The organism is Streptomyces sp. RLA012 (genome assembly GCF_056270325.1).
Window position 1 is genome coordinate 5,796,399 of sequence record NZ_JBWDPA010000002.1, and the last position, 26,667, is coordinate 5,823,065.

Sequence of the window (26,667 nt, forward strand, 5' to 3'; positions counted from 1 at the left end):
GACTGGGCCGGCCGTCCCGTATGTGTACGTATTGATGCCTCTATAAAGGGACGCCCCGATCCTCCGTGACGGGACGTCGTCTGTGCACGTTTTATGGAGGCGCCCGGGGGCGCCTCGGCCACGTACCCTTTTCTGTTGTGCCGAACGCCAACGAAGACAACCCCAGTGCCCTGAGTCAGGTGCAGCACCGCGCGGTGAGTGAACTGCTGCGGGTGTCCCCTGTCGCCGACGACCTCGCCCGCCGTTTCCAGGAGGCAGGCTTCTCCCTCGCCCTGGTCGGCGGCTCGGTCCGGGACGCGCTCCTCGGTCGGCTCGGCAATGACCTGGACTTCACGACCGACGCCCGCCCCGAGGACGTACTGAAGATCGTGCGGCCCTGGGCGGACGCCGTCTGGGAGGTCGGGATCGCCTTCGGCACCGTTGGCGCACAGAAGGACGCCCGGGTGGGCGACGTACAGCAGTCCTTCCAGATCGAGATCACGACCTACCGGTCGGAGGCGTACGACCGGACCTCGCGCAAACCCGAGGTGTCCTACGGCGACTCGATCGAGGAAGATCTCGTGCGCCGGGATTTCACCGTGAATGCCATGGCCGTGGCACTGCCGGAGAAGGAGTTCATCGATCCGTACGGCGGCCTGGACGACCTGTCCGCTCGCGTGCTGCGCACACCGAGCACGCCCGAGGAGTCCTTCTCCGACGATCCGCTGCGCATGATGCGGGCCGCGCGGTTCGCCGCACAGCTCGACTTCGAGGTGGCTCCCGACGTCGTTGCCGCCATGACGGACATGGCCGGTCGTATCGAGATCGTCTCGGCGGAGCGGGTGCGGGACGAGCTGAACAAACTCATCGTCTCCGCGTACCCCCGCAAGGGTCTGACGCTGCTCGTCGACACCGGGCTCGCCGACCATGTGCTGCCGGAGCTTCCCGCGCTGCGTCTGGAACGGGATGAGCACCACCGCCACAAGGACGTCTACGACCACACACTGATCGTCCTGGAGCAGGCCATGGCGCTTGAGGAGGATGGTCCGGACCTGACGCTGCGGCTGGCCGCACTCCTGCATGACATCGGCAAGCCGAGGACGCGGCGCTTCGAGAAGGACGGGCGGGTCTCCTTCCACCACCACGAGATGGTGGGCGCCAAGATGACCAAGAAGCGGATGGCGGCGCTCAAGTATTCCAATGAGCTCGTGAAGGACGTCTCACGTCTGGTCGAGCTGCATCTGCGCTTTCACGGCTATGGCACCGGCGAGTGGACCGACTCCGCGGTCCGTCGCTATGTGCGTGACGGGGGCCCGCTGCTCGACCGTCTCCACAAGCTGACCCGCTCCGACTGCACCACTCGCAACAAGCGCAAGGCGGCCGCGCTCTCCCGTGCCTACGACGGTCTGGAGGAACGGATTGCCCAGCTCCAGGAGAAGGAGGAGCTCGACGCGATCCGCCCCGACCTCGACGGAAACCAGATCATGGAGATCCTCGGCATCGGCCCTGGGCCGGCGATCGGCCAGGCGTACAAGTTCCTGCTGGAGCTGAGGCTGGAGAACGGGCCGATGGAGCACGACGCGGCCGTGACGGCCCTCAAGGAGTGGTGGGCCGAGCAGGGCTGAGGTGTCGGGAACGGGGCCATGCGGAGTGATGTTTCACGTGAAACATCATTCCGGGGGTCTTCGTCGGGGAACGGCCAGGGGCGGTGTTTCACGTGAAACACCGCCCCTGGCCGTATGTCTGCCGTGCTGCTACTTGGCTTCCTTCAGGCACAGCACCACGTCGTGACCGCCGCCCGACTGGATGTACGAGATCGTCGCTTCCGTGACGTCCTTGCACTTGTTCTCGTCGCTGGAGCCGTCGAACTTCTGGACGACCTTGTACTGCGCATCACTGGAGGAGCAGTCGACCTCGTTGAGGTCGGCGTTGCTGTCCGTACCGTCGTTGTGCATACAGCTACCCACCGACGTGGTTTCCGCGTCGGTCTCGCTCGCGAACCAGCCCAGGCCGAACTTGAGGGCCAGGACGACTATGCCGACGATGACGGTCCCGATGATGCGGATCATCTTCTTGCGCCCGCGCCTGGCAGGTGCCGGCGGCGGAACGGGAGCGCCCTGGTCGGGGAACGGGGCGTACGGCGCCTGCTGGGGGACCCCCGGCTGGACGGGCTGCTGCCCCATGGGGGCGGTGGGCTGCTGGGCGTACGGATTCTGGCCCTGGGGCGGCGGCGGAACGGTCACTTGTGGGTCCCCCTCGGACGGAAAGAGCACGTGGCGTGAAATAAGACGCACGTAAGTTATCGGTCCCCAGTGACAACGCTGTGCCTCAGTGGGGGCTCTGTGGCACTGATGTGACACTTACTGAAGCTCAAAGCGGGCCATAGCGGCAGTAATCGCCGCGTAGATAACGGCAATTGTTATCACGAGCGGAACCGAGCGACCGTCAGGAGGCAGTATCAAGGCGGCCACTGCGGCCGCGCCGACGAACGCGATGTTGAACAGGACGTCGTAAACGGAGAAGATCCGGCCGCGATAGCCGTCGTCGACCGAGGACTGCACGATCGTGTCGGTAGCGATCTTCGCGCCCTGTGTGGTCAGGCCCAGAACGAAGGCGGCGGCCAGCATCGGTGCCTCGGCGAACGGCAGGCCGAGCGCGGGTTCCAGGACCGCGGCCGAACCGGCGCACGCGACGATCCAGCCGCCCGGGCGCAGCCGCCCCACCGCCCCGGGCGTCACCACGGCCGCGACGAAGAATCCCGCTCCCGAGACGCCCACGGCCAGGCCGAGCAGCGCGAGCCCGTCGTCGGAGTCGGACGCCCAGGCGTACCGGCAGAGCATCAGCACCATGACCGTCAGGGCGCCGTAGCAGAAGCGCATCAGCGTCATCGACAGCAGTGCCCAGGCCGCCTCCCGTCGTGCGGGTTCGGCGAGATGCCGGACGCCCGCCGCGAGACCGCCCGCGGTGCCGGCGAGCGTCGTCCGCAGGCTCGGCTGCACCGACTCCTGGTCGGGGCCGAGCAGCTCCGGGGAGATCCGCAGGGAGGCGAACGCGGCGCACAGATAGAGGGCAGCCCCGAGAAGGACGACCGCCGCATCGGAGTCCGAGCCGACCAGCCGTACGACGAACGCGAGACCGCCGCCCGCGGTCGCGGCGAGGGTCCCGGCGGTGGGCGACAGGGAGTTGGCCATCACCAGCCGGTGGGAGTCGACGACGCGTGGCAGGGCGGCGGAGAGGCCCGCGAGAACGAACCGGTTGACCGCGGTGACGCACAGCGCGGAGATGTAGAAGAGCCAGTCGGGGACATGGCTGAGCATCAGCACGGCCGTCACGCAGGCCAGCGCGGTCCGCAGCAGATTGCCGTACAGCAGGACCTGGCGACGCCGCCAGCGGTCCAGCAGGACGCCCGCGAAGGGGCCGACGAGGGAGTACGGGAGGAGCAGCACCGCCATCGCGGAGGCGATCGAGGCCGCGGAGGTCTGCTTCTCCGGGGAGAAGACGACGTATGCGGCGAGCGCGACCTGGTAGACGCCGTCGGCGCCCTGGGACAGCAACCGGACGCCGAGCAGGCGTCTGAAGTCCTGGAAGCGCAGGAGGACACGCAGGTCGCGCACGACAGCCATGGGGCACAGCGTCTCAGATGAGCTTAGGTTTCCTGGGTGGGGCTGGGTTTTCGCCCCGGTGGAAAAGAGATCTCGGCTGCCGGTGCCTTGGTCCCCAGGGGGTGGCGTGGGCGTTCAGGTGGAAGCCTGTGCCGAGTCTGGCCCCGTACGGCTGGTGCCGTGCGGGGGTGCTTATCGTGTGCGGTGCCTGCCGCCTGCGCCACCGCCGGGTGCGGTGGGTGGGTGGCTTGGGCGGCCGCCCCGCCGGACGCTTTCCACCCGGACCACCGGCGGCCGGATTCGGCGCTGGTGGTCCGGGTGGGGCGGGGACCCTGCGTCGCTTCCTGGGCACAGGGCATCTTCTCGTCGGCCCTGCCTTCGTCCGGTCCGCAGGCCGAACCCGCGGAGTGGACAAGAGCGGTGCCGGGTGGGGGGTGTGCCGGACCGGCTGGTCCAGCTCCTTAACCGTCCGGCGGAGCAGGTAGCTGCCGTCGGTGCGGTTCAGGACGGTGTGGGGTTGGTGTTGGAGGCCTCGGGCGCCGATCCGCTGCCAGGCCGCGACATCACGGTCCGCGCTGTAACCGCAGGCCGGATTCGGGCAGGTAGCCCACTTCCAGCCGCGTTCGGGGCGGTCGGGGGCGGCATGGTGACGGAACGCGGTCAGGCAGCAGGGGCAGTACTTCGACGTACCCCGCGCGGGGACGATGACCACCGCGATGCCGTGCCGGGCGGCGGCGTGGATCGTCGCGGTGACGATCTGGCCGCGGACACTGCTGGACAGGCGGGTGTTGAGGGTACGGCCCTTGCCGCGGGCCTCCATGTCCCGCAGATCTTCCAGGTAAATGACACTCGCGTCGGTGGCCCGCGCGTGGTCCACCATGAAACGGGCGGCGCTCTGGGCGATCGCCCGGTTCAGCCGTTCGCGGCGTCGGCTGACCCACCAGTGCTCGGCCCGCAGCACGGCCCGTTTCGCCACATCCATAGGGTCGGGGCTCGAGCCCCGGGTGTAGTGGCCCTCGATGAGAGCGTCCAAGTGAGCGGCCTTGGCCCACAACTGCTCGGCCTCGATACGCAGCCGGTCGGCTTTCGCCAGCATCCCGTCCACGCGCAGGAACACCGGCCGGGCGTCGGTCAGGACGACCGGCTGCATGCCGCCGGTGAGGGTGAGGGTGCCGCCCGTGAGGAGGGTGTTCAGCCCGTAGTCGAATGCCACCGCACGGGTGTGCCCGGCCCGCCTCGTTTTCGGGGCGGGACTGGTGTGGGCGACGTCCACGCGGACCTGGCCGTCGCGCAGGCGCAGGGTCGGGGCGTGTAGCGCGGCTGTCGCGCCGACGGTCGGGGGCAGCCGGAACCGCAGGACCACCGGATGCCAGTCGGCACGGCCACGCGGGTTGGGACGCGCCGGTAGGCGCACCGTCAGCACCCCGTAATGGGCGGGGTCGTCCTCGCAGCGGGTCAGCGTGGTCAGCTGCTTGTCCGCCGCGGCGAGGACCACCTGACGGCCCGCGCCCGGAGCGGCCTCCATCTCGCACACATCCACCGGCAGCCGGTGACGGGCGGTGAGGAAGCGCTGGACCTGCTGGGTGCGTCCCCGCAGGACCGACACGGGCACCGCAGCGCCGTCCGGACACGCGGCACGCAGCGCCTCCCACTCCACCTCGCTACGCCGCATCGGATCAGGATTGTCGGCAGGCCAGGTGGCCAGGACGGCGTCCACGACCTGGGCGCGCCACTGGGCGGCGCGCAGCACCCTCCCGGCCTGCTCCTCCGCGATCCTGCGCACCCGGTCCGGCACATACAGCCCCTCGGGCACGGTTGCGGTCCAGCCCAGCGTGCGCAGCGCCATCCACGCGTTCGACGGCAGTTTCTCCCCCGACGGGGCACACCCGGAAGCAAGCTGCTCGATCTCCGGCCGCGACCAGTGCCCGGCGATTACGGCGGCGGCCATCGACTCCACCAGCCAGGTCAGCCAGCCCACCCGCTCCGCGAGCCCTGCCGTGTTCAGTACCTCACCCGTCACCGCGTCCAGGCCCCGGAAAGCAGACGCGGTAGCACACGCGACCCGCTCCGTCTCCCCCTCACCCACCACGACCTTCCGCCGCACACCACCCACCCCCGCCCCGATAACTCACCTGTCCGACGATCGCACTGACATGCCCAACGAACCCGACCCCAGAAAGTCACACCCGACCGGACGCAACCCATAAAGATCACAACTACACCCAGGAGAAGCGGGCCAATCGAGGCACTGCTGCTGGCCCTCACACACGAGGAGGGTCCCCGGGCGCAATGCCCGGGGACCCTCAATAGCCTTCAAAGAGAGGCGCCTCAGCGCTCGACCTCGCCCTTGATGAACTTCTCGACGTTGGCGAAGGCCTCGTCGTCGAAGTACTGGACCGGCGGGGACTTCATGAAGTACGAGGACGCCGACAGGATCGGGCCGCCGATGCCGCGGTCCTTGGCGATCTTCGCGGCGCGCAGGGCGTCGATGATGACACCCGCGGAGTTCGGGGAGTCCCAGACCTCCAGCTTGTACTCCAGGTTCAGCGGGACGTCGCCGAAGGCACGGCCTTCGAGACGGACGTAGGCCCACTTGCGGTCGTCGAGCCACTGGACGTAGTCCGACGGGCCGATGTGGACGTTCTTCTCGCCCATGTCGCGGTCCGGGATCTGCGAGGTGACGGCCTGCGTCTTCGAGATCTTCTTGGACTCCAGGCGGTCGCGCTCCAGCATGTTCTTGAAGTCCATGTTGCCGCCGACGTTGAGCTGCATGGTGCGCTCAAGACGGACACCGCGGTCTTCGAACAGCTTTGCCATCACTCGGTGCGTGATGGTGGCGCCGACCTGCGACTTGATGTCGTCGCCGACGATCGGGACGCCCGCCTCGGTGAACTTGTCCGCCCACTCCTTGGTGCCGGCGATGAAGACCGGGAGGGCGTTGACGAAGGCGACCTTGGCGTCGATGGCGCACTGGGCGTAGAACTTCGCCGCGTCCTCGGAACCGACGGGCAGGTAGCAGATGAGAACGTCCACCTGCTTGTCCTTGAGGATCTGGACGACGTCGACCGGCTCCTCGGCGGACTCCTCGATGGTCATGCGGTAGTACTTGCCGAGACCGTCGAGGGTGTGGCCGCGCTGGACCGTGATGCCCTTGTTCGGGACGTCGCAGATCTTGATGGTGTTGTTCTCGCTGGCACCGATGGCGTCGGAGAGGTCGAGGCCGACCTTCTTCGCGTCGACGTCGAAGGCGGCGACGAACTCGACGTCACCGACGTGGTAGTCGCCGAACTGGACGTGCATCAGACCCGGGACCTTGGACGCCGGATCGGCGTCCTTGTAGTACTCGACGCCCTGCACCAGCGAGGCGGCGCAGTTGCCCACGCCGACGATGGCTACGCGAACCGAACCCATTCCGGTTGCTCCCTGTGTGTACGAGGTGAAGCCCCGACTGGACCTCACGTGGTGGTGTCGTCGGACGGATCCGGCCGGGACTCGTCCCGGTACCGGGGCAGGCCGCCCGTCTCTCCAGATGTGCTGTTCTGCTGAGCGGAGCCTTCGGGGGCGCCCGGGGAGGCGCCTTCGGAGACCCCTTGGGAGGTGCCTCCGGTGGCGGAGCCCTTGACGTCCCGTCCCGCTCGTTCGCTCTCGATGAGCTCGTTCAGCCAGCGCACTTCGCGCTCCACGGACTCCATTCCGTGGCGCTGGAGCTCAAGGGTGTAGTCGTCGAGGCGCTCCCGGGTGCGTGCCAGAGAGGCACGCATCTTCTCCAGGCGCTCCTCGAGCCGACTGCGGCGGCCCTCCAGTACGCGCATGCGTACGTCGCGTGACGTTTGCCCGAAGAACGCGAAACGAGCGGCGAAGTGCTCGTCCTCGTACGCGTCGGGTCCCGTCTGCGAGAGCAGCTCCTCGAAGTGCTCTTTGCCTTCCGCGGTCAACCGATAGACGATCTTGGCGCGCCGTCCCGCGAGCGGAGCGGCGAGGGCGTCCTCGGTGGTGTTCCCCGATTCCTCGATCAACCAGCCGCTCGCGACCAGCGTCTTGAGGCAGGGGTAGAGCGTCCCGTAGCTGAACGCACGGAACACACCCAGTGACGTATTGAGTCGTTTGCGCAGCTCATAGCCGTGCATCGGAGACTCGCGGAGCAGGCCGAGAACGGCGAACTCAAGGATCCCGGAACGCCGGCTCACGTCGCCTCCTCACTGTCGCGGTCTCCTCGGCACGCTCTTTATGCCGAGCTGATGTATCGACTCGATACATCAGCACGATAGATCGGCCGTCCGCCTGCGACAAGAGGGGGCATGGTGAACGGCGTCACATCACCGATTCATACGAAGCAAGTTGCCTGTTTTGGGGTGAACTTCGGAGCTAGGTGGGTTTTGACGGTGCGTAGTCTGTGCGCCATGCAAAACCACCGGGAACCGAGTGACGTCTGAGGACGTCCTCGTCCTCGGTGCAGTACGGGTGAATGTGTAAACGACCGCATCCGTACTTCGGGGGGACCGGAAACCAGCCGCCGTTTCCAGGCGCGCAAAGGTGCGCCTGCCCGAGGAGTAATCGTTCGATGAGCGAGCACCGTCGCAAACCGCCGCCGCAGCAGGGCGGCGGACGTGCCGCGGCCCGACGCGGCCAGACCGGCCCGTCCTCCGGCCGCCGTGCGGCACCGCGAGGCGCCACCGGGTCACCATCCGACTCCTATGAGTCACCTTCCGACTCCCGTGAGTCAGGAGGTGAGGAGCAGCCGTACACCGGCCGTGCCGAGGCCCGGCGGGCGGCACAGAGAAGCAGCAACGGTGGCGGACGCCGCAGAGGCGCCGAGGCCGCGGGGTCCGGTGGCCGCCGTGGCGGTCCCGGGGGCCCGAACGGGCCCGGGCGCGGGCGGGCCTCGGGGCCCGTCAAGAAGCGCTTCATCGACTACCCGCGCGCGGGCAAGTCCGGAGCCAAGCGCTGGGTACCGTCCTGGAAGCTGACGACGGGTACGTTCGTCGGCTTCATCGGTGGCCTGATGGTCGCGGCCGGGATCGGCTACGCCATGGTGGGCATCCCCACCGTCAATGACACCGCCCTGGCCCAGAACAACGTCTTCTACTGGTCCGACAAGACTCAGATGGCCGCCACCGGCGGCCAGACGAACCGCCAGATCGTCGGGCCGGAGGAGATCCCCAAGGCCATCAAGAACGCGGTGGTCTCCGCCGAGAACGCGTCCTTCTACCAGGACAAGGGCGTCGACCCGACGGGTATCGCCCGCGCCTTCGTGAACATGGCCCGAGGTGGTGAGACCCAGGGTGGCTCGACCATCACTCAGCAGTACGTGAAGAACACGTACCTGAGTCAGGACCAGACCCTCACACGCAAGTTCAAAGAGCTCTTCATCTCCATCAAGGTGAACTCCAAGCTCAGCAAGGACCAGATCCTCGCGGGCTACCTCAACACCGCCTTCTACGGGCGCAACGCCTACGGGATCCAGGCGGCGGCCCAGGCCTACTTCGGCGTGGACGCCAAGAACCTCAGCACCGAGCAGTGTGTCTTCCTCGCGTCCGTCCTCAAGGGACCGAACCTGTACAACCCCGACGGCGGTGTCGGGGCGCTGGCCTCGCCCGAGGCCAACACCAAGCGGGTCGAGGAACGGTGGACGTGGATCCTGGACCGTGAGGTCGAGGTCGGGAAAATGACCCAGGCGGAGCGGGGCAAGGTCACCGAGTTCCCCAAGTTCAAGAAGCCGACGTCGTCGCTGTCCGGACAGACCGGTTACCTCGTCGACATCGCCAAGGAATACGTCGCCAAGAAGGCCGGCATCACGCCCGAACAGCTGGAGCAGGGCGGCTACCGGATCTACACGACCTTCGACAAGAAGAAGGTCGGCGAGCTGGAGAAGGCCGTCAAGGCGACGAAGAAGAGCTTCCTCGACACCAAGGCGCGGCCCAAGACCGACAAGGACGTGCAGTTCGGCGCCGCGTCGGTCGACCCGAAGAGCGGCGCGATCGTGGCGCTCTACGGAGGCGACGGCTTCGACAAGGGCCACTACTCCAACAACGCCAACACCACGGGTGTGCCGGTCGGCTCGACCTGGAAGCCCATCGTGCTGGCCTCGGCGATGGAGTACGGGACGGCCGAAAGCGGTGGGGATCCCATCTCGCCGATGACCCGGTACAACGGCAACGACCTGCTCGTGATCAAGGATCAGAACGGCGATCCGATCATGGGCAACAACGGGAAGCCGTTCCGGCAGAAGAACGAGGGCACCAAGGCCTGGGGGATGGTGACGCTCAAGAAGGCCATGGAGCAGTCCATCAACTCGCCGTTCGCGCAGCTGGGCGTCGACGTGGGCCTCTCCAAGACCCGCAAGGTCGCGCAGTCGATGGGCATCCTGCCGGACTCCTTCGACCAGGGAAACCTCAACAACGTGTCCTTCTCGCTCGGTACCTCGACCCCGAGCGCCATCCGCATGGCCGACGCGTACGGCACCTTCGCCGCGTCGGGGACGCACTACGATCCCTACTCGGTCAACGAGGTGATCAAGGACAGCAAGCCGCTCACGCAGTTCAAGCCTCCGGTCAAGCAGGAGGCCATGGACGAGAAGGTCGCGAACAACGTCACCGACGTCCTGCAGAACGTGGTCCAGAACGGAACCGCCACGAAGGTCAAGGACATCGGGTTCCCGGTGGCCGGCAAGACGGGTACGACCGACCAGAACAAGTCGGCGTGGTTCGTCGGTTACACCCGGGAGCTGTCCACGGCCGTCACCCTGTTCAGGTCGAACCCGAAGACGAGCAAGCTGGAATCGATGAACGGCACCGGCGGTGTGGAGTCCGTCCACGGTGGTGACATCCCGGCGCAGGTCTGGAAGGACTACATGTCGGTGGCCCTGAAGGGCTCCGAGCACGAGCCCTTCCCGAAGGCCGAGAAGCTGGGCGAGATCCTCAACGCCAGCCCGACGCCGAGCCCGACCCCGTCGACCTCACAGTCGCAGGAGTCGAGCCCGACCCCGAGCATCACTCCCAGCACGTCCCCCAGCACTTCTCCCTCGCCCTCACCGAGCGACTCCTGCGGCAGATTCGACTGGAACTGCGGTGACAGCGGTGGGACGAGTTCCGGGAGCAGCGGGAGTGGCGGTGAGACCGGAAGCGCGTCACCCTCACCGACGACGAGCACTACCACCGGAACCACCAGAGGCAACGCAAACGGCAACGGTGGCATCTTCGCCGGACAGACGGGCTGAGCGGCAGGAGAACGCGGAGTCCGGGAACAGGGGCCGTCAGCTGTGGCTGACGGCCCCTGCGCCGTGTACAGGGCGTACGTAGCCCCGTACACAAACCCAGTCACAAATGCGGTCACGAACCCCGTCACGAACCCGGTCACGAACAGTGAGGAGGGCGGCGGTATCCGTCGCCCGACACTGCACTCTCAGATCCGTACGGCAGGATGTGCGCCATGCCCAGTGCAGAGACGACGCGAGCGAGCGTGCGCGAGCCGGAGCCGGTGCGGCCGACCAAGGAGGACGAGGTCGCCGAGGCCGGAAGTGAGCTGATCGGCGGCCCCATCGGACGAAGGGCGATCCTCGGGACGTCCTGGTGGACCCCCGTAAGGATCGTCGCGCTCGTCGCGATCGGCATGTTCGCCCTCGGTATGGTGCAGAAACTGCCCTGCTACGACAGCGGCTGGTTCTTCGGGGCCAGCACGCAGTACACGCACGCGTGCTACTCGGACATCCCGCACCTCTACCAGGGACGCGGTTTCGCCGACGGGCTCGTGCCGTACTTCGACAAGCTGCCCGGCGACATGGACTACCTCGAGTACCCGGTGCTGACCGGTCTGTTCATGGAGGTCGCGGCCTGGCTCACCCCGGGCGGCGGCAGCATCCAGCACCAGGAGCAGATCTACTGGATGGTCAACGCCGGGATGCTCATGGTGTGCGCGGCGATCATCGCCGTGTGTACCACGCGCACCCACCGCAGGCGCCCCTGGGACGGCCTCCTGGTCGCTCTCGCGCCCGCTTTCGCGCTCACGGCCACCATCAACTGGGATCTCCTCGCAGTGGCCCTGCTGGCCGCCGCGATGCTCATGTGGTCGCGGGGCCGCGCACTCGCCTTCGGTGTCCTGCTGGGCCTCGCCACGGCGGCCAAGTTCTACCCGTTCCTGTTGATGGGACCGCTGTTCGTGCTGTGCTGGCGGGCCGGCAAGTGGCGCGAGTTCGGAAACGCGCTCATGGGCGCCGTCGGCGCCTGGCTCGTCGTGAACCTTCCGGTGATGTACCTCGCCCCGGAGGGCTGGGCGAAGTTCTACAGCTTCAGCCAGCACCGGGGAATCGACTTCGGTTCGGTCTTCCTGTTCATCTCGACCTGGTGGAACGTCCCGATCACCTACCAGACGGCGAACATGTGGGCGCTGGTCCTGATGGTGCTGGTGTGCGTGGGCATGGCCGTGCTCGCGCTCACCGCCCCGCGCCGCCCCCGTTTCGCCCAGCTCGCCTTCCTGATCGTCGCGGCCTTCATCCTCACCAACAAGGTCTACTCGCCGCAGTACGTGCTGTGGCTGGTGCCCCTGGCCGCGCTGGCCCGGCCGAAGTGGCGGGACTTCCTGATCTGGCAGGCGTGCGAGGTCGCGTACTTCCTGGGGATCTGGATGTACCTCGCCTACACGACCAGCGGAGACGCCCACAAGGGCCTCTCCTCCCACGGCTACCAGTTCGCGATCGCCGCTCACGTTCTGGGGACGCTGTACCTGTGCGCGGTGGTCGTACGCGACATCTTCATGCCGGAGCGTGATGTGGTGCGCCGGACCGGGGACGACGATCCCTCGGGCGGTGTCCTGGACGGCGCGCAGGACGTCTTCGTGGTCGGCGCGGCGGCTCATCCCCCGCGGCACGCGGCCCACTTCGACGGGCCGCAGGTGGAATGGGGCAACCACGGGCCGCCCACGGGAGACGGTTCGCTCTGAGCGAACAGGACCCGAGCTCGGCTCCGACAGGCAACGCGAAAGGCCGTACACGGTATCTGTGTACGGCCTTTCGGCTGTGCCCCAGGGGTAGCTGTTGCCCTGGTGGCAGTGGATCGTGCGCCGGGATCAGCGCTCCACGATGCGGTCGAACTGCGTGGTGGTGTGCCGCAGATGGGCCACCAGCTCGTCGCCGACCTTCGGCTCCGTGGCGTCGGAGGGCACGAAGAGGATCGAGACCTGCATGTGCGGCGGCTCGGCGAACCAGCGCTGCTTGCCCGCCCAGACGAACGGAGAAAGGTTCCGGTTGACCGTCGCGAGCCCGGCGCGGGCGACGCCCTTGGCACGCGGCATCACGCCGTGCAGCGCCTTCGGAGCCTCCAGGCCCACTCCGTGCGACGTTCCGCCCGCCACGACGACGAGCCAGCCGTCCGAGGCCGTCTTCTGCTGGCGGTAGCCGAAGCGGTCGCCCTTGGAGACGCGTGTGACGTCCAGCACGGCCCCGCGGTACTCGGTCGCGTCGTGGTCCCCCAGCCACAGCCGCGTGCCGATCCGCGCGCGGAACCGGGTCTGCGGGAACTGCTGCTGCAGCCGCGCGAGTTCATCGGCCTTGAGGTGGCTGACGAACATCGTGTGCAGCGGCAGGCGGGCGGCGCGCAGGCGGTCCATCCAGCCGATGACCTCCTCGACGGCGTCCGAGCCGTCGGTGCGGTCCAGCGGCAGGTGGATGGCGAAGCCCTCCAGCCGTACGTTCTCGATCGCCTGGTGCAGATGCGGCAGATCCTGCTCGCTGACACCGTGCCGCTTCATCGAGGACATCACCTCGATGACGACACGGGCGCCCACGAGGCCGTACACGCCGTCGATGGACGACACGGAGCGGATGACACGGTCGGGCAGCGGCACGGGCTCCTCGCCCCGCCTGAACGGCGTCAGGACCAGCAGATCGCCACCGAACCAGTCCTTGATCCGGGCGGCTTCGTAGGTGGTGCCGACGGCGAGGACGTCCGAGCCGAGGCGGGTGGCCTCGTCCGCGAGTCGCTCGTGGCCGAAGCCATAGCCGTTGCCCTTGCAGACGGGTACGAGCCCCGGAAACTGCTCGGACACCTGCTTGTGGTGTGCCCGCCAGCGCGCGGTGTCGACGTAGAGCGTGAGCGCCATGGCCGGTCCCGGAACCTTTCTCGTGGCTGCGGTGTATCAGAGGTGTGCAGGGAAATTGTGGCGGATCCGCCGGACCGACGGGGCGACGCCGGGCCGGATCAGCGGCCCGACATGCGATTCGGGGTGCGGTTCCGGCCGACTCAGCGGCGCGACATGTAGATGTCGAGCGCCTTGTGGAGCAGCTTGTTGAGCGGGAAGTCCCACTCGCCGAGGTACTCGGCGGCCTGCCCGCCGGTGCCCACCTTGAACTGGATCAGGGTGGGCACCGGCGGGCGGCCTGCCCGCCGGTGCCCACCTTGAACTGGATCAGGCCGAAGAGGTGATCGGTCTCGTCCAGCGAGTCGGAGATGCCACGCAGGTCGTAGACGGTCGCACCCAGCGCGTACGAGTCGCGCAGCATCCGCCACTGCATCGCGTTCGAGGGCCGGAACTCCCGTCCGATGTTGTCCGAGGCGCCGTACGAGTACCAGACGTGCCCGCCGACGACCAGCATCGTCGCGGCGGACAGGTTCACGCCCCCGCGCCGGGCGAAGTAGAGCCGCATCCGGTTGGGGTCCTCGGTGTTGAGGGCCGTCCACATGCGCTGGAAGTACGACAGCGGGCGGGGCCGGAAGTGGTCACGGATCGCCGTGATCTCGTACAGCCGCTGCCACTCCTCAAGGTCGTGGTAGCCGCCCTGGACGACCTCGACGCCCTCCTTCTCGGCCTTCTTGATGTTGCGGCGCCACAGCTGGTTGAAGTTCTTGTGGACCTCTTCCAGGGAGCGGTTCGCCAGCGGCACCTGGAAGACATAGCGGGGCTGGACGTCGCCGAAGCCGGCGCCCCCGTCCTCGCCCTGCTGCCAGCCCATGCGGCGCAGCTTGTCGGCGACCTCGAAGGCGCGCGGTTCGATGAAGTCCGCCTCGATGTCGCGCAGGCGCTTCACGTCCGGGTTCTGGATGCCGCCCTTGATGGACGTGGCCTCCCAGCGCCGGATGATCACCGGCGGGCCCATCTTCACGGAGAAGGCGCCCTGCTGCTTGAGGTGCGCGAGCATCGGCTGCAGCCACTCGTCGAGGTTCGGCGCGTACCAGTTGATGACCGGGCCCTCGGGGAGGTAGGCGAGATAGCGCTTGATCTTGGGCAGCTGGCGGTACAGCACCAGCCCGGCGCCCACCATCCCGCCGGTCCGCTCGTCGAACCAGCCGAGGCTCTCGGACCGCCACTCCGCCTTGACATCAGCCCAGGCCGGGACCTGCATGTGGCTCGCCGCGGGCAGGCTCTGGATGTAGGCCAGATGCTGCTCTCGGCTGATGGTCCTCAGGGTCAGGCTCATTCGGGGCGCTCCTCGGGCTGGTGTGTCCCCATGGGTACAGGGGCTCCGGCTCTCGCGCCGAAGCCTACTGCGCCCTGCGAGCGCCTCGTCTGGCCGCATGGAACATGCGTCCGGACCGATGTGCGGCCAGGACGCCCTGAGGTGTGGTGTCGGTTGCCGTTTTGTTCCGGATGCCCCGATGCGCAGGTGTGCGGGCTGGGACTGCGCGCGTCCAGGGTGCTCCGGTTGTCCGGTGATTCGTTTGTCCGACGGCTGTCCGGCTGTCCGGATTCGCGGCTGCGCGGCTGCGCGGATTCGAGCAGCCGCGGATTCGCGGCTGCCCGGTCGGATGTGCCCGGCCGGCCGGGCACATCCGACCGTCGGTCTCAGCCGATGACGCCGCCGAAGAGGCCGCCGTGCGCCATCCCGAGGAAGAAGCCGATGGCCGAGGCACCGAGACCCAGGATCAGCCCGAAGCGCTCGCGGGTCGTCTCCGAGATGAACTGCCCGGACGCACCGGTGATGATCCCGACGAGGCCTGCCCACGAGCTGATGAGATGCAGGCTGTTGAAGGCCGACGTGATGAGGGCCGTGACTCCGAGCACCAGGGTCACCGCGAGCAGGGTGTCCTGGAGAGGGTGGGGTTTGTTGTCCGTCGCGAGCAGGGAGCCGGCAACGGTGGGTCGCGATGTCTGTGCCATAAGGCACCTCCTGCGGAAGGCGGCGCATAGTAGCGCCATACACACCCGATGTGTACAGATTGACGGTGACCCCGGCCGGATTTCAACCGGAAGCGGGTGTGCAGGTACTCTGTACCCTCTGCACCGGTGTCTGCCCGGGCCATGGCCAGGTCACGACAAGGATTCCCTTTCGGTTCACCGATCACTCGGTACATCGGACGGCGTCCGATTGTCAGTGGCGGCGGATACCGTTGCGTACGCATCACAACCCTCCTGCCACGGAACGACCGTGGCCGTTGAGTCCAAAGGAGGTGGGTTCCACATGCGTCACTACGAGGTGATGGTCATCCTCGACCCCGATCTGGAGGAGCGCGCTGTCGCCCCCCTGATCGAGAACTTCCTCTCCGTCGTCCGTGAGGGCAACGGAAAGGTGGAGAAGGTCGACACCTGGGGCCGTCGTCGTCTCTCGTACGAGATCAAGAAGAAGCCCGAGGGCATCTACTCGGTCATCGACCTGCAGGCCGAGCCTGCGGTCGTCAAGGAGCTCGACCGCCAGATGAACCTGAACGAGTCGGTCCTCCGGACCAAGGTCCTCCGCCCCGAGACCCACTGAGCTCTGCAGCTCAGCTGATCTCGGGCATCGAGTAGCAGCACCAGCAGCCAGCAGCAAACCCGCCGAGAGGTTCCCCCATGGCAGGCGAGACCGTCATCACGGTCGTCGGCAATCTTGTCGACGACCCCGAGCTGCGCTTCACCCCTTCCGGTGCGGCGGTCGCGAAGTTCCGTGTCGCGTCCACCCCCCGCACCTTCGACCGTCAGACCAATGAGTGGAAGGACGGCGAGAGCCTGTTCCTGACCTGCTCGGTCTGGCGTCAGGCGGCGGAGAACGTCGCCGAGTCGCTCCAGCGAGGCATGCGCGTCATCGTGCAGGGCCGGCTGAAGCAGCGGTCCTACGAGGACCGTGAGGGCGTCAAGCGCACGGTCTACGAGCTGGACGTCGAGGAAGTCGGCGCCAGCCTGAAGAACGCCACGGCCAAGGTCACCAAGACCACCGGTCGAGGCGGCCAGGGCGGTTACGGCGGTGGCGGCGGCGCCGGCCAGCAGGGCGGCGGCTGGGGCGGAGGCTCCGGCGGCGCTCAGCAGGGTGGCGGCGGAGCTCCCGCGGACGACCCCTGGGCGACCAGCGCTCCTGCCAGTGGCAACCAGGGCGGCGGCGGTGGCGGCTGGGGTGGAAACTCCGGCGGCTCCGGCGGCTCTGGCGGCGGCTACTCGGACGAGCCCCCCTTCTAGGCCCCCGGGCCGAGGGTGGGCTGTATCCCCACTTCTTGATCACACAGGAGAAACACCATGGCGAAGCCGCCTGTGCGCAAGCCTAAGAAGAAGGTCTGCGCATTCTGCAAGGACAAGGTCACGTACGTGGACTACAAGGACACGAACATGCTGCGGAAGTTCATTTCCGACCGCGGCAAGATCCGTGCCCGCCGCGTGACCGGCAACTGCACGCAGCACCAGCGTGACGTCGCCACGGCCGTGAAGAACAGCCGTGAGATGGCGCTGCTGCCCTACACCTCCACCGCGCGATAAGGGAAGGGTGACCGACACATGAAGATCATCCTCACCCACGAGGTCTCCGGCCTCGGTGCCGCGGGCGACGTCGTCGACGTCAAGGACGGTTACGCTCGCAACTACCTGATCCCGCGGAGCTTTGCGATCCGCTGGACCAAGGGTGGCGAGAAGGACGTCGAGCAGATCCGTCGTGCTCGCAAGATCCACGAGATTGCCACCATCGAGCAGGCCAACGAGATCAAGGCCCGCCTTGAGGGCGTGAAGGTCCGTCTGGCCGTCCGCTCCGGCGACGCCGGTCGTCTCTTCGGTTCCGTCACCCCGGCCGACATCGCTTCGGCGATCAAGGCTTCCGGTGGCCCCGAGGTCGACAAGCGCCGCATCGAGCTGGGCTCGCCGATCAAGACCCTGGGCGCCCACGAGACGTCCGTGCGTCTGCACCCCGAAGTTGCCGCCAAGGTCAACATCGAGGTCGTCGCGGCCTGACTGCTGCGCTCGGCATAGCTGAGAGAAGGGCTGTACCCGTAGGGGTACGGCCCTTCTTCGTTTGTGTGGGGGTGCGTTCCGCTCTTCGTTTCACGTGAAACTCACCGTTTCACGTGAAACGGAGGCATCGCGCGAAGGGAGTTCATGTGAAGCGGGGGTTTCACGTGAAACGGTCGGCAGGCCAGGACAGGCCGGTGTGCCAGGACAGGTCGGCATGCCACGACAGTGCGTTGTTCAGCGCGTGGCGCCCGTGACGATCCAGCGTCCCGAGCGGGAGCGCAGCCACAGGGTCAGCATCCGCACTGTCATCATCAGCGTCATTGCTCCCCAGAGCGCTGTGAGTCCCCCACCGAACGTGGGCACCAGGAGCGCGACGGGAGCGAAGAGTACGAGGGTGAGCAGCATCGCCCACGCCAGGTAGGGACCGTCCCCCGCACCCATCAGGACGCCGTCCAGGACGAAGACGATCCCGCTGATCGGTTGCGAGACGGCGACCAGAACCAGGGCCGGGAGCGCCGTGTTCTGGACGACCGAGTCGCCGGTGAACAGGGGAAGGAAGACCGGGCGAGCGGCGATGACCAACAGGCCGAGGACGACGCCGGAGGCGATGCCCCACTGGACCATACGGCGGCAGGCATCGCGGGCACCCTGGGCGTCGTTGGCGCCGAGATAGCGTCCGATGATGGCCTGCCCGGCGATGGCGATCGCGTCGAGCGCGAAGGCGAGCAGACTCCACAGCCCCATGATGATCTGGTGTGCGGCCATGTCCGCATCCCCGAGGCCGGCTGCGACGGCAGTGGCGATCATGAGGATCGCCCGCACCGACAGCGTGCGCACGAGCAGGGGCGCACCTGCTTGTGCGCAGGCCCGTATCCCGGCAACGTCCGGTCGCAGTGAGGCCCCATGCTTCCGGGCTCCGCGGACGACGACGAACTGATACACCGCGGCCATCCCGAACTGGGCGATGACGGTGCCCCAAGCTGACCCGGCGATACCCAGGCCGGCGCCGTAGACGAGACCCGCGTTGAGCGCGGCGTTGGCGACGAAGCCCGCGACCGCGACGTAGAGCGGGGTTTTCGTGTCCTGCAACCCACGCAGGACTCCGGTGGACGCGAGCACGACGAGCATCGCGGGGATGCCGAGCGAGGAGATACGCAGATACGTCGTCGCGTACAAGGCCGCGCTGTGCGAGGCGCCGAAGAGTTCGACCAGGTCGGGTGCGGTGGGCAGGACGGCGACGATGACGGCGGCGCCGAGCAGCAGCGCGAGCCAGATGCCGTCCATGCCCTGACGTATCGCGGCGCGCAGATCGCCCGCGCCGACCCGGCGGGCAACCGCGGCGGTGGTGGCGTAGGCGAGGAAGACGAAGACGCTGACGGCTGTCGTGAGAAGAGCGGAAGCCACCCCGAGGCCGGCCAGTTGGGCGGTGCCGAGATGGCCGACGATGGCGCTGTCGACCATCACGAAGAGAGGCTCGGCGACGAGCGCGCCGAAGGCCGGCACGGCCAGCGCGACGATCTCTCGGTCGTGCCGACGTCGGGCGGCCTTGGGTGCCGCGGGAGCCTGTGTCATGAGCACCAATCTAATCTTCCACAGGTAAGAGATGCAAAGTGACTAAGACCCTTACTCGTGCTCTCGTCGGGCGTGTCGCGGCGTGCCGTTTGCAGCGATCTTGATCCGACTGGGAAAGTTTTTCTTCTGCACAGCCGGTGGATGGGAAAACCGCAGGTCAGCGAGCATTCCTTCAAGCAGCTGAGGGCTTGTTCACAGCCCTGTCCACCGGGTCGTGCACAGGTTTTGTGAGGTTGTCCACAGCATCCGGGCCGTCGTCCACATGGCCTGTGGATAACCAGATTGGCTGACGGTGCCCGCGGGCCTAACGTGGTGCGGCGCCCGCTCTCTCCTCCGCCTTCGGAAACCTCGCAAAACCGACGCGTCAGAACCGGAGTTGGGCCTCTTATTTGTCAGTGCCGTGCCGTAGAAATGAAGGGCATGGCTAGGTCCGCTCGGCGGACGGGAGGAGGTGGCTCGGTGAGTATTTCCGAGCCCTTGGACGACCCGTGGGCCGACAGCGGTCCAAGTGATCGTCTGCCCGTTTCCCGTCAGCGCCGCGAAGGTGGCCGGGGCCGCGACGAACAGCACGACCGCGACCGGGACAACGGACCGTGGGAGAGCGGAGGTTCGTCCTTCGAGCGGGTACCGCCCCAGGACCTGGACGCCGAACAGTCGGTTCTCGGCGGCATGCTCCTGTCCAAGGACGCCATCGCCGATGTCGTCGAGGTCATCAAGGGTCACGACTTCTACCGGCCCGCGCACGAGACCATCTACACGGCGATTCTCGACCTGTACGCGAAGGGCGAGCCGGCCGACCCGATCACCGTCGCCGCCGAGCTCACCAAACGGGGCGAGATCACCAAGGTCGGCGGTGCCTCCTATCTGCACACCCTCGTCCAGACGGTCCCCACGGCGGCCAATGCCGAGTACTACGCGGAGATCGTCCACGAGCGCGCGGTCCTGCGGCGCCTGGTCGAGGCCGGAACGCGCATCACACAGATGGGATACGCGGCCGACGGCGACGTCGACGAGATCGTCAACAACGCCCAGGCCGAGATCTACGCGGTCACCGAGCAGCGCACGACGGAGGACTACCTGCCGCTCGGCGACATCATGGAAGGCGCACTCGACGAGATCGAGGCGATCGGTTCACGGTCGGGAGAGATGACCGGCGTACCGACCGGGTTCACGGACCTGGACTCGCTCACGAACGGGCTGCACCCGGGCCAGATGATCATCATCGCGGCGCGTCCCGCCATGGGTAAGTCGACGCTCGCACTGGACTTCGCCCGGACCTGCTCGATCAAGCACAACATGCCCAGCGTGATCTTCTCGCTCGAAATGGGCCGCAACGAGATCGCGATGCGTCTGCTGTCCGCCGAGGCCCGCGTCGCTCTGCACCACATGCGGTCCGGCACCATGACCGACGACGACTGGACCCGGCTCGCACGCCGTATGCCGGACGTCTCGGCAGCGCCGCTCTACATCGACGACTCCCCGAACCTGTCGATGATGGAGATCCGCGCCAAGTGCCGTCGCCTCAAGCAGCGCGCAGACCTGAAGCTCGTCGTCATCGACTATCTGCAGCTGATGCAGTCGGGTGGCAAGCGGTCGGAGAGCCGGCAACAGGAGGTCTCCGACATGTCGCGAAACCTGAAGCTGCTGGCCAAGGAGCTGGAGCTGCCGGTAATCGCGCTGTCTCAGCTCAACCGTGGTCCCGAACAGCGTACGGACAAGAAACCCATGGTCTCCGACCTGCGTGAATCGGGATCGATCGAGCAGGACGCGGACATGGTGATCCTGCTGCACCGCGAGGACGCGTACGAGAAGGAGTCACCGCGCGCGGGCGAGGCGGACATCATCGTCGGCAAGCACCGTAACGGTCCCACGGCCACGATCACGGTGGCCTTCCAAGGCCACTACTCGCGCTTCGTGGACATGGCACAGACCTGACCCGTCCTCTTGTAGGGTCTCGCGGCTGATGTCGTAATCTCACGGGCCGTGTCGTACCGATGTCGTATACGACATCACCGTGAGACTAGCGCGTGGGTGCTGCTGCTCAGCGCCTCGTCTCGTACCTGGTCAGGACCACGCCGCCGGGAACCGTCCGCGTTTCCACCAGGTTCAGGTTCACCCAGCTGTCCAGCGCGGTGAAGAACGGCGTGCCGCCGCCCACCAGGACCGGATGGGCGGCGATCACGTACTCGTCGATCAGCCCGGCGCGCATGGCCGCCCCGGCGAGCGTTGCGCCGCCGATGTTCATTGGGCCGCCGTCCTCGGCCTTGAGCCGGGTGATCTCGGCGATCGCGTCGCCGGTGACCAGGCGGGTGTTCCAGTCGACCTTGTCGATCGTCGAGGAGAACACCACCTTCGGCGTGTCCCGCCAGTTCCGCGCGAACTCGATCTCCGCCGGGGTGGCGTTGGGCTGCTGGTCGCCGGTCGGCCAGTAGGAGCTCATCGTCTCCCACAGCTTGCGCCCGTACAGCGACAGACCACTCGCCTGCTCGTGGTCGAGCCACCACTGGAACAGCTCGTCGCTCGGCGGTCCGCTCCAGCCGATGTCGTCGCCGGCCGCGGCGATGTAGCCGTCCAGGGTCAGGTTCATGCCGTAGATCAGTTTCCGCATGGCTCAGCCTTCCGTCCGTGGGTGTCCGGCGTATAGACCAGCGCGGCGCGGGAAACGCATCGGTGCGCGATCTGGGCTCGCCGGTAGCCCTCGTGCTCGGGGCTCAGCGTGGTGTACTCGGCCGACTCGGACAAGCCGCCTGATCTCGACCTCGCCCTCGCGAGGAAATGCCACGGATTTGAGACTGATCATGGGTGACAAGGCCGTGAGACAGCCAAGAACGCCCAGGTCACGCAAGATCGACATGTCACGAGCGGCGAGACCCTACACCTCTTGGCGGGAATGCGGAGGACATGCGGCCGGTCTTCGCGGAAATGCACTCGACGTGCAGTGCGGGGCCGGGTGGACTGGGGGCATGACGACACCCCAGGAACAACTCCTTCCCGCCACGCGCCGGGCTCTGTTGCACCGCATCGCCGCCGCTCAGGCCGAGGGACGGGCGCCGTCGCTGGTCGCTGCGGTCGTCCGCGGCGGGGAGACCGTGTGGCACGGATCGCGCACTTCGGTGGACGGGCACGGTCCGGACGAGAACGTGCAGTACCGGATCGGCTCGATCACCAAGACCTTCACGGCCGTGCTGGTGCTTCGGCTGCGTGACGAGGGGCTGCTCGACCTGGGCGACCCACTGGAGAAACACCTGGCGGGCACTGGCGCGGGGGAGGCCACGATCGCCCAACTCCTCGCGCACACAGCCGGGCTGGCGGCCGAGACGCCCGGACCCTGGTGGGAGCGCACACCCGGTTCGCTGCGGCCCGAGCTCTCCGACGTGCTCGGCGCACAGCCCTTCCTGCATCCGGTCGGGCGGCTGCACCACTACTCGAACCCCGGCTACACGCTGCTGGGCGCGCTGGTCGAGGAACTGCGGGGAGCCCCTTGGGAAGAGGTCCTGCGGCGTGAGGTGCTCGAACCGCTGGGACTGCAGCGCACCAGTGGGGAGCCGCAGGCACCCCACGCGGGAGGCTGGGCCGTACACCCCTGGGCGGATGTCATGATGCCTGAGCCTGCCGAGGACCTCGGCCGAATGGCTCCGGCCGGGCAACTGTGGTCCACCACCGGAGACTTGGCGCGCTTCGCGGTCTTCCTGGCCAAGGGGGACGAGCGGGTGCTCAGCGCGGAGTCCCTCCGGGAGATGCGCACCCCCGCGGCTCCTTTGGAGCCGGAGGAGTTGGCCTCTGGGGATGCCTACGGGCTGGGGCTGCAGGTTCTGCATCGGTCGGGTCGGGTCCTGGCAGGTCACTCAGGGTCCCTGCCCGGCTTTGTGGCGGCTCTCGTGATCGGTGTGGAAGACGATGTGGCAGCGGTGGTGCTGTCGAACTGCACCTCCGGTGTGAGGTCCTTGACGGTGGCCACCGATCTCGTACGCATCGTCGCCGAGGCCGAGCCACGCATCCCCGAGCCTTGGCGCCCGGCCGTCGAAGTCGACCACTGCGCACTGGAGATGGCAGGGCCCTGGTACTGGGGCACCCAGGCGTGCGCGTTGCGGCTGAAGGCCGACGGCATGGTCGAGTTGGGTCCGTTGTCAGGGGGCGGCCGCGGTTCGCGCTTCCGGGCGAACGGTGACGGGACCTGGACAGGACTCGACGGCTACTACACGGGGGAGCCGCTGAGGGCCGTATGGCGCCCGGACGGTTCGCTGAGCCACCTCGACCTCGGGTCGTTCGTCTTCACGCGCCAGCCGTACGACGAGGGGGCTCCTGTGCCGGGCGGGGTGGACCCGGAGGGCTGGCGAGGCGGCAAGTAGGGGCCATTGCAGCGCGAGGGGGCCTGTTTCACGTGAAACAGGCCCCCTCGGCGTATGCGGGGGATGCAGGGGATGCTCCCTCCGGAGTCTGGCGAGGCCGGCCCTCAGAGCCCCAGCTTGAAGCCCACATGTGAGGCCGTGAAGCCGAGCCGCTCGTAGAAGCGGTGGGCGTCGGTGCGGGTGGCGTCGGAGGTCAGCTGGACCAACTGGCAGCCCTGGCGTCGGGATTCGTCGATCGCCCACTCGATGAGCCGGGTGCCCAGGCCGCTGCCACGCTCGTCGGCGTGGACACGCACGCCCTCGATGAGGGAGCGGGTTGAGCCCTTGCGGGACAGCCCGGGAATGACGGTGAGCTGCAGGGTGCCGACCACACGTCCCTCGCGTACCGCGACCATCAGGTGCTGGTGGGGATCACCGCTCAGCTGCTCAAACGCGGCCAAGTAGGGGGTCAGGTCGTCCGGCGACTCCCGCTGGGCGCCGAGCGGATCGTCGGCGAGCATTGCGACAATGGCTGGGATGTGATCAGCGGCAGCCGGTCGAATCTCAAGATCTCCCATGGCGGCAGCCTATCCAGGTCGCCGTACGGGCGGGGAAGGCCATCTCCGTCGGACTAGGCGAGTACGTTCGCCGATTCCACGACGCGGACCAGTGGAGCCAGCTCAGGGTTCTTGGCCGCCTGGTCGAGCGCCTCGCGCAGGGCGGCGTCATTGGTGGGCCGCGCCTCGCCGAGGAGCTTGAGGCCGGCCTCGCTCACGTTCGTGTAGATGCCGCGACGGTCCGTCGGGCACAGATAGCGGGAGAGCAGCCCGCGGTCCTCAAGCCGGGTGACCAGCCGCGTGGTGGCGCTCTGACTGAGCACGACCGCGTCCGCGACCTGCTTCATCTGCAGATGACCGCCCTCGCCGTCGTGCTGTCGGCTGAGCACATCGAGCAGGGAGTACTCCCGCACACTCAGGCCGTGCTTGGCCTGTAGAGCGCGCTCGATGTGGGCCTCGATCCTTCCGTGCAGCAGGGAGAGGGCGCACCACCCCTGAGCGAGGGCGGTGAGCGCAGGATCCGTGGCTGTCATGGCGTGTTCCTCCGTTCCGGAACGGCTGCCACCAGGATAGAGCACGAGCGCAATAGCCCGCTCTTGCATATAGCCCGCGTCTGCAACTATTGTGAACGCACGCAAAGCGCTCCTGCAATCGTTTGGGAAGGTGTACCCCACCATGCCTCTCGCGCTTCTGGCTCTCGCGATCGGGGCCTTCGGAATCGGAACCACCGAGTTCGTGATCATGGGTGTGCTGCCCGAAGTCGCCGGTGACTTCGGTGTCTCCATCCCCACCGCCGGACTGCTGGTGACCGGCTATGCCCTCGGCGTGGTGATCGGTGCGCCGATCATGACCGCACTCGGCACGAAGGTGTCCCGCAAGCGGATGCTGATGCTGCTGATGGGGCTGTTCGTGCTCGGCAACCTGCTCTCCGCCGTCGCTCCGACCTTCGGCCTGATGCTGGCGGGCCGGGTCGTCGCCTCCCTCGCCCACGGTGCCTTCTTCGGCATCGGATCGGTCGTGGCCGCCGAACTCGTCGCGCCCGAGAAGAAGGCCGGTGCGATCGCCATGATGTTCAGCGGACTCACCATCGCCAACGTCGTCGGTGTACCCCTGGGCACGCTGATCGGACAGTCCGCGGGCTGGCGGGTCACCTTCGCGGGTGTCGCCGTGCTCGGAGTGATCGGGCTGCTGGGCATCGCCAAGCTGGTCCCCGAGATGCCGAAGCCCGAAGGCGTACACCTCCGTCACGAGCTCGCCGCTTTCAAGAACGTCCAGGTCCTGCTGGCCATGGCGATGACCGTGCTCGGCTTCGGCGGCGTCTTCGCGGCCGTCACCTACATCGCGCCGATGATGACGCATGTGACCGGGTTCGCCGACAGCTCCGTCACCTGGCTGCTGGTCCTCTTCGGCCTCGGCATGGTCGGCGGGAACCTCATCGGCGGCAAGTTCGCCGACCGCGCGCTGATGCCGATGCTGTACGTGTCCCTGGGCGGCCTCGCCGTTGTGCTCGCGCTGTTCACCGTGACCGCGCACAACAAGATCCTCGCGGCCGTCACGATCGTTCTGATCGGCGCCCTCGGGTTCGCGACGGTACCGCCCCTGCAAAAGCGCGTCCTCGACCAGGCGCATGGCGCCCCCACGCTGGCCTCAGCCGTGAACATCGGCGCCTTCAACCTCGGCAACGCCCTCTCGGCCTGGCTCGGCGGTCTCGTCATCACGGCCGGCCTGGGCTACACCGCCCCGAACTGGGTCGGTGCCGCACTCGCTGCGGGCGCCCTGGTCCTCGCCGTTTTCTCGGCCGCCCTGGAACGCCGCGCCGATGTCCGCAGCTCGGTCGTCGCCGGAGGCACACCCACCGAGCGGCGGGCGGCCGTTCACCACTGAGCTGCCGTTCACCACTGAGCCACTGAGTACCACCGAGCCGCTGAGTACGACTGAGCCGCCGAGAAACCGTCGGCCACCATCAACGGCTCACCACAGCCTCGACCGACCCCGGTCGAGCACAGCCCCACAGGAGAAAGCCCCACATGAGCACTACCGCCGCCGTCGCGCCCCTGACCATCCAGGATGCCGAGGCTCTCGTCTCCGCGGCCCACCGCGCCGCCCAGGCCGCCGGGGCCACGGTCAGTGTCACCGTCCTCGACGCGGGCGGCCATCTGCTCGCCTTCCGGCGTGACGACCGCGCCGTGCTGATTTCCGGGGAGACCAGCACACGCAAGGCCTACACGGCACTCCAGCTGGACTCCGCCACGGCCGACCTCGTTGACGCGGTCCAGCCCGGCGCTCCCTTCCACACCCTGCCCACCGCCCTCGACCGCCCCCTTCTGTTCATCGCGGGCGGTGTGCCCGTCCACCGTGACGGCCGTCTCATCGGCGCGATCGGAGTCGGCGGCGGGGCACCCGAGCAGGACCACGGCTTTGCCGTCGCCGCCGTGGAGACACTCGCCTGACCGCACCCACGCGGAGAAGCGCCGGGCCCGACATCGGTCGGGCCCGGCGCTTCTCCGCGTGGGG

22 protein-coding genes and 1 pseudogene are annotated in these 26,667 nt (G+C 67.6%); 11 read left to right on the top strand and 12 right to left on the bottom strand.

Annotated elements, in window-relative coordinates:
• Positions 1-137: 137 nt before the first annotated feature.
• A complete protein-coding gene (locus RV986_RS26465) occupies positions 138-1,604 on the top strand; it encodes a CCA tRNA nucleotidyltransferase (protein WP_475919782.1) in 1,467 nt (488 codons plus the stop codon).
• A 129-nt stretch (positions 1,605-1,733) separates the two neighbouring features.
• On the opposite strand, the gene RV986_RS26470 is transcribed toward RV986_RS26465, so the two are convergent.
• From RV986_RS26470 to RV986_RS26490, 5 genes are all read right to left on the bottom strand, one after another.
• Positions 1,734-2,222, bottom strand: coding sequence for an LppU/SCO3897 family protein (locus tag RV986_RS26470; RefSeq protein ID WP_475919783.1), 489 nt, complete (start codon positions 2,220-2,222; stop codon positions 1,734-1,736).
• A gap of 117 nt (positions 2,223-2,339) precedes the next feature.
• The gene (locus RV986_RS26475) at positions 2,340-3,602 is read right to left on the bottom strand and encodes an MFS transporter (RefSeq protein ID WP_475919784.1); all 1,263 of its coding nucleotides are present in this window, start codon (positions 3,600-3,602) and stop codon (positions 2,340-2,342) included.
• Between the two features lie 13 nt (positions 3,603-3,615).
• Positions 3,616-5,685, bottom strand: a complete 2,070-nt coding sequence (locus RV986_RS26480) for a zinc ribbon domain-containing protein (RefSeq protein WP_475919785.1) — start codon at positions 5,683-5,685, stop codon at positions 3,616-3,618.
• A gap of 224 nt (positions 5,686-5,909) precedes the next feature.
• Entirely contained in the window at positions 5,910-6,992 is a 1,083-nt protein-coding gene (locus tag RV986_RS26485) for an inositol-3-phosphate synthase (protein ID WP_475919786.1), read from the bottom strand.
• A gap of 44 nt (positions 6,993-7,036) precedes the next feature.
• Positions 7,037-7,768 (bottom strand): PadR family transcriptional regulator, encoded by a 732-nt coding sequence (locus tag RV986_RS26490; protein WP_475919787.1) that lies wholly within the window; start codon positions 7,766-7,768, stop codon positions 7,037-7,039.
• 374 nt (positions 7,769-8,142) lie between these two features.
• Between RV986_RS26490 and RV986_RS26495 the strand changes: the two genes are divergently transcribed.
• Together RV986_RS26495 and RV986_RS26500 are read left to right on the top strand one after the other, a co-directional pair.
• Positions 8,143-10,797 (top strand): transglycosylase domain-containing protein, encoded by a 2,655-nt coding sequence (locus tag RV986_RS26495; protein ID WP_475919788.1) that lies wholly within the window; start codon positions 8,143-8,145, stop codon positions 10,795-10,797.
• Between the two features lie 212 nt (positions 10,798-11,009).
• On the top strand, positions 11,010-12,515 hold the full coding sequence (locus RV986_RS26500; RefSeq protein WP_475919789.1) for a glycosyltransferase family 87 protein: 1,506 nt from the start codon (positions 11,010-11,012) through the stop codon (positions 12,513-12,515).
• A 126-nt stretch (positions 12,516-12,641) separates the two neighbouring features.
• Here the strand turns inward: RV986_RS26500 and RV986_RS26505 are convergent, their stop codons facing one another.
• The 3 genes and pseudogenes from RV986_RS26505 to RV986_RS26515 all read right to left on the bottom strand — a co-directional run bounded on the left by RV986_RS26505 (position 12,642) and on the right by RV986_RS26515 (position 15,668).
• Positions 12,642-13,673, bottom strand: coding sequence for an alanine racemase (locus RV986_RS26505; protein WP_475919790.1), 1,032 nt, complete (start codon positions 13,671-13,673; stop codon positions 12,642-12,644).
• Between the two features lie 140 nt (positions 13,674-13,813).
• A pseudogene (locus RV986_RS26510) lies at positions 13,814-14,988 on the bottom strand (lipid II:glycine glycyltransferase FemX).
• A 365-nt stretch (positions 14,989-15,353) separates the two neighbouring features.
• Positions 15,354-15,668 (bottom strand): hypothetical protein, encoded by a 315-nt coding sequence (locus tag RV986_RS26515; RefSeq protein ID WP_475919791.1) that lies wholly within the window; start codon positions 15,666-15,668, stop codon positions 15,354-15,356.
• 301 nt (positions 15,669-15,969) lie between these two features.
• On the opposite strand from RV986_RS26515, the gene rpsF reads away from it, so the two are divergent.
• From rpsF to rplI, 4 genes are all read left to right on the top strand, one after another.
• Positions 15,970-16,260: a 30S ribosomal protein S6 gene (gene rpsF, locus RV986_RS26520; RefSeq protein ID WP_005482942.1), complete on the top strand. Its 291-nt coding sequence runs from the start codon at positions 15,970-15,972 to the stop codon at positions 16,258-16,260.
• Between the two features lie 77 nt (positions 16,261-16,337).
• A complete protein-coding gene (locus RV986_RS26525) occupies positions 16,338-16,937 on the top strand; it encodes a single-stranded DNA-binding protein (RefSeq protein WP_475919792.1) in 600 nt (199 codons plus the stop codon).
• A gap of 57 nt (positions 16,938-16,994) precedes the next feature.
• Positions 16,995-17,231 carry a 30S ribosomal protein S18 gene (gene rpsR / locus RV986_RS26530; protein WP_003949403.1) on the top strand — a complete coding sequence of 79 codons (237 nt, stop codon included), beginning with the start codon at positions 16,995-16,997 and terminating at the stop codon, positions 17,229-17,231.
• A gap of 18 nt (positions 17,232-17,249) precedes the next feature.
• Positions 17,250-17,696 carry a 50S ribosomal protein L9 gene (gene rplI / locus RV986_RS26535; RefSeq protein ID WP_388416111.1) on the top strand — a complete coding sequence of 149 codons (447 nt, stop codon included), beginning with the start codon at positions 17,250-17,252 and terminating at the stop codon, positions 17,694-17,696.
• 234 nt (positions 17,697-17,930) lie between these two features.
• On the opposite strand, the gene RV986_RS26540 is transcribed toward rplI, so the two are convergent.
• Complete coding sequence (locus RV986_RS26540; RefSeq protein ID WP_475919793.1) at positions 17,931-19,268, bottom strand: MATE family efflux transporter; 1,338 nt, start codon at positions 19,266-19,268, stop codon at positions 17,931-17,933.
• A gap of 459 nt (positions 19,269-19,727) precedes the next feature.
• On the opposite strand from RV986_RS26540, the gene dnaB reads away from it, so the two are divergent.
• A complete protein-coding gene (gene dnaB, locus RV986_RS26545; protein ID WP_475919794.1) occupies positions 19,728-21,203 on the top strand; it encodes a replicative DNA helicase in 1,476 nt (491 codons plus the stop codon).
• A 106-nt stretch (positions 21,204-21,309) separates the two neighbouring features.
• Here dnaB and RV986_RS26550 read toward each other — a convergent pair whose 3' ends face one another.
• Positions 21,310-21,876: a dihydrofolate reductase family protein gene (locus tag RV986_RS26550; RefSeq protein ID WP_475919795.1), complete on the bottom strand. Its 567-nt coding sequence runs from the start codon at positions 21,874-21,876 to the stop codon at positions 21,310-21,312.
• Positions 21,877-22,231: 355 nt separating this feature from the next.
• Here RV986_RS26550 and RV986_RS26555 point away from each other — a divergent pair, with 355 nt between their 5' ends.
• Positions 22,232-23,617 (top strand): serine hydrolase domain-containing protein, encoded by a 1,386-nt coding sequence (locus RV986_RS26555; protein WP_475919796.1) that lies wholly within the window; start codon positions 22,232-22,234, stop codon positions 23,615-23,617.
• A gap of 104 nt (positions 23,618-23,721) precedes the next feature.
• Here RV986_RS26555 and RV986_RS26560 read toward each other — a convergent pair whose 3' ends face one another.
• Complete coding sequence (locus RV986_RS26560; RefSeq protein WP_475919797.1) at positions 23,722-24,174, bottom strand: N-acetyltransferase family protein; 453 nt, start codon at positions 24,172-24,174, stop codon at positions 23,722-23,724.
• Between the two features lie 53 nt (positions 24,175-24,227).
• The gene (locus tag RV986_RS26565) at positions 24,228-24,686 is read right to left on the bottom strand and encodes a MarR family winged helix-turn-helix transcriptional regulator (protein WP_475919798.1); all 459 of its coding nucleotides are present in this window, start codon (positions 24,684-24,686) and stop codon (positions 24,228-24,230) included.
• Positions 24,687-24,828: 142 nt separating this feature from the next.
• On the opposite strand from RV986_RS26565, the gene RV986_RS26570 reads away from it, so the two are divergent.
• Together RV986_RS26570 and RV986_RS26575 are read left to right on the top strand one after the other, a co-directional pair.
• Entirely contained in the window at positions 24,829-26,037 is a 1,209-nt protein-coding gene (locus RV986_RS26570) for an MFS transporter (protein WP_475919799.1), read from the top strand.
• A 143-nt stretch (positions 26,038-26,180) separates the two neighbouring features.
• On the top strand, positions 26,181-26,603 hold the full coding sequence (locus RV986_RS26575) for a GlcG/HbpS family heme-binding protein (protein ID WP_475919800.1): 423 nt from the start codon (positions 26,181-26,183) through the stop codon (positions 26,601-26,603).
• The last annotated feature ends 64 nt before the right edge of the window (positions 26,604-26,667 follow it).

Coding starts and splice junctions, on each gene's coding strand:
- RV986_RS26555 (WP_475919796.1), top strand. CDS start 22,232: ATGACGACACCCCAGGAACAACTCCTTCCCGCCACGCGCCGGGCTCTG.
- rpsF (WP_005482942.1), top strand. CDS start 15,970: ATGCGTCACTACGAGGTGATGGTCATCCTCGACCCCGATCTGGAGGAG.
- rpsR (WP_003949403.1), top strand. CDS start 16,995: ATGGCGAAGCCGCCTGTGCGCAAGCCTAAGAAGAAGGTCTGCGCATTC.
- RV986_RS26495 (WP_475919788.1), top strand. CDS start 8,143: ATGAGCGAGCACCGTCGCAAACCGCCGCCGCAGCAGGGCGGCGGACGT.
- RV986_RS26475 (WP_475919784.1), bottom strand. CDS start 3,602: ATGGCTGTCGTGCGCGACCTGCGTGTCCTCCTGCGCTTCCAGGACTTC.
- RV986_RS26575 (WP_475919800.1), top strand. CDS start 26,181: ATGAGCACTACCGCCGCCGTCGCGCCCCTGACCATCCAGGATGCCGAG.
- RV986_RS26565 (WP_475919798.1), bottom strand. CDS start 24,686: ATGACAGCCACGGATCCTGCGCTCACCGCCCTCGCTCAGGGGTGGTGC.
- RV986_RS26515 (WP_475919791.1), bottom strand. CDS start 15,668: ATGGCACAGACATCGCGACCCACCGTTGCCGGCTCCCTGCTCGCGACG.
- RV986_RS26505 (WP_475919790.1), bottom strand. CDS start 13,673: ATGGCGCTCACGCTCTACGTCGACACCGCGCGCTGGCGGGCACACCAC.
- rplI (WP_388416111.1), top strand. CDS start 17,250: ATGAAGATCATCCTCACCCACGAGGTCTCCGGCCTCGGTGCCGCGGGC.
- RV986_RS26560 (WP_475919797.1), bottom strand. CDS start 24,174: ATGGGAGATCTTGAGATTCGACCGGCTGCCGCTGATCACATCCCAGCC.
- RV986_RS26550 (WP_475919795.1), bottom strand. CDS start 21,876: ATGCGGAAACTGATCTACGGCATGAACCTGACCCTGGACGGCTACATC.
- RV986_RS26485 (WP_475919786.1), bottom strand. CDS start 6,992: ATGGGTTCGGTTCGCGTAGCCATCGTCGGCGTGGGCAACTGCGCCGCC.
- RV986_RS26540 (WP_475919793.1), bottom strand. CDS start 19,268: ATGACACAGGCTCCCGCGGCACCCAAGGCCGCCCGACGTCGGCACGAC.
- RV986_RS26500 (WP_475919789.1), top strand. CDS start 11,010: ATGCCCAGTGCAGAGACGACGCGAGCGAGCGTGCGCGAGCCGGAGCCG.
- RV986_RS26570 (WP_475919799.1), top strand. CDS start 24,829: ATGCCTCTCGCGCTTCTGGCTCTCGCGATCGGGGCCTTCGGAATCGGA.
- RV986_RS26525 (WP_475919792.1), top strand. CDS start 16,338: ATGGCAGGCGAGACCGTCATCACGGTCGTCGGCAATCTTGTCGACGAC.